Consider the following 1,526-nt stretch of genomic DNA (forward strand, 5'->3'; position numbering starts at 1 on the left):
CGCAAACTAACCATGTCCGGGGTGGCCGTCAAGGGTATATAAACCGCTCCTACGTCGCGGCCCTTGACGGCCACCCCGGACATGGTTTTACCGTTTTTTTGGCGTCTAAGGGGAAGGGAAAAAACTATGGACAGCAACCCACCTCATCCCGCAGATAAGCCGCTTCACTCTCCGTAGGCACCCAGTTCGTGAGTAATTCCCCCAGTTCAGACACCCAATCCTGCTCATGCCACTGCCAGATAAGCCCTTCTAAGCCCGCTGGAAGACCCGTAGCGACGAGATCATCATCCAGCTCCTCACATACCGCTGTTAACCCACCAAAAGGCTGAAACGTCCGTTTTCCGCGCAAACACTGATAAATCCAGTCCAATTGGTCAGCCGTCGCCGAGTAATCCCCCTCGCCCTTTTGTTTCGTGGGTAATTTGACTTGGTACTTAAACAACTCGATTAGGCTCTGATCATCCGCCGGCCGGGCATCCTGTGCACTTGCATTCGCCAAATCACCCCAGCGCTGGAGCCATTGGGCCACCAACCACCGCGCGGCCTGTTCTCCCTGTACCAGAATGTGAAAATGGGGATGATAGAAATCTTCAGGACGCGGATTGCATTCCAACTTTCGTAGCCCTTTTAACCCTAACCCTCTATTTCTCTGACACTTCTTACGATTTAATGCTAAAATATCACTCCATACTTTCCACATCTCGGCTAATCGTTGGGGCAGATCAGCGCGGCAAACTGTCCGCGCGGTCAGCGTGACAAACCACAGATTACCCAATTGCCGCAACTGAGGCCCATAGCCCAGAATCAATACAGCCATCCGAATCCGGTTGCAGGTCAGACACCAGCGATGTTTGCAATATTTGCCCGTAATGCGGTCACGATCCTCGACACGCAGAACATGACAGCAGTACAACGAATCCCGATAGGATTTTTGAAGGGGAGAATGGGGAGCACCGAACAGGAGCCAGCAGGCCAGTCGAAAAGAAATGTACTTGGAACGCGCGCGTTTTTCCAGCGCCGTTTGTTTACTTTGCACCATGATGATTTTAACTGTAGGAAGTTCAAATCTATCATGAAATCAGAAGCCTGCCAAACACCTGTTTGAGCAGGCTTTTTTTGTCAAAAATCGGGCAAAAAAGGAGGGGGGGGTGTCACGAGTTATGCTAATGTATCAAGAAAAAAAGAGCAAGCTATGTTTTGGCCGGGCCAAAACTCGGTCGCCTTCGGCTCCCTTAAGCTTGCTCTACGAGGTCACAACTAGCGCTCAAACACGTCCAAAACGCCCCAAGCCCCCCCTTACAACAACAAAGGCTGACCAAATATCAGCCAGCCTTTGCACTATATCCACACCATTTTAAAAATGAACATGAGGTACCTTCATGCTTCTAACTAGACTGATTTTTGGAAGTCTCGTCACCCAGGCCAGCCCGTTTTTTCCCTTCCCCTCTACGCAAACTAACCATGTCCGGGGTGGCCGTCAAGGGTATATAAACCGCTCCTACGTCGCGGCCCTTGACGGCCACCCC

Annotated in this window: 1 protein-coding gene; it reads right to left on the reverse strand. The window is 51.2% G+C overall.

Features of this window, described 5'->3' with window-relative positions; translation table 11 throughout:
* Positions 1 to 124: 124 nt before the first annotated feature.
* Positions 125 to 1,039: a rep family protein gene (locus AC23NW_RS36105; protein ID WP_487455557.1), complete on the reverse strand. Its 915-nt coding sequence runs from the start codon at positions 1,037 to 1,039 to the stop codon at positions 125 to 127.
* Positions 1,040 to 1,526: the final 487 nt, after the last annotated feature.

The sequence above is a fragment of the Arsenicibacter sp. R0_47 genome (assembly GCF_057652235.1).

Bases quoted from the DNA above. Each gene is read 5' to 3' on its own strand.
- AC23NW_RS36105 (WP_487455557.1), bottom strand. From the start codon at position 1,039: ATGGTGCAAAGTAAACAAACGGCGCTGGAAAAACGCGCGCGTTCCAAG.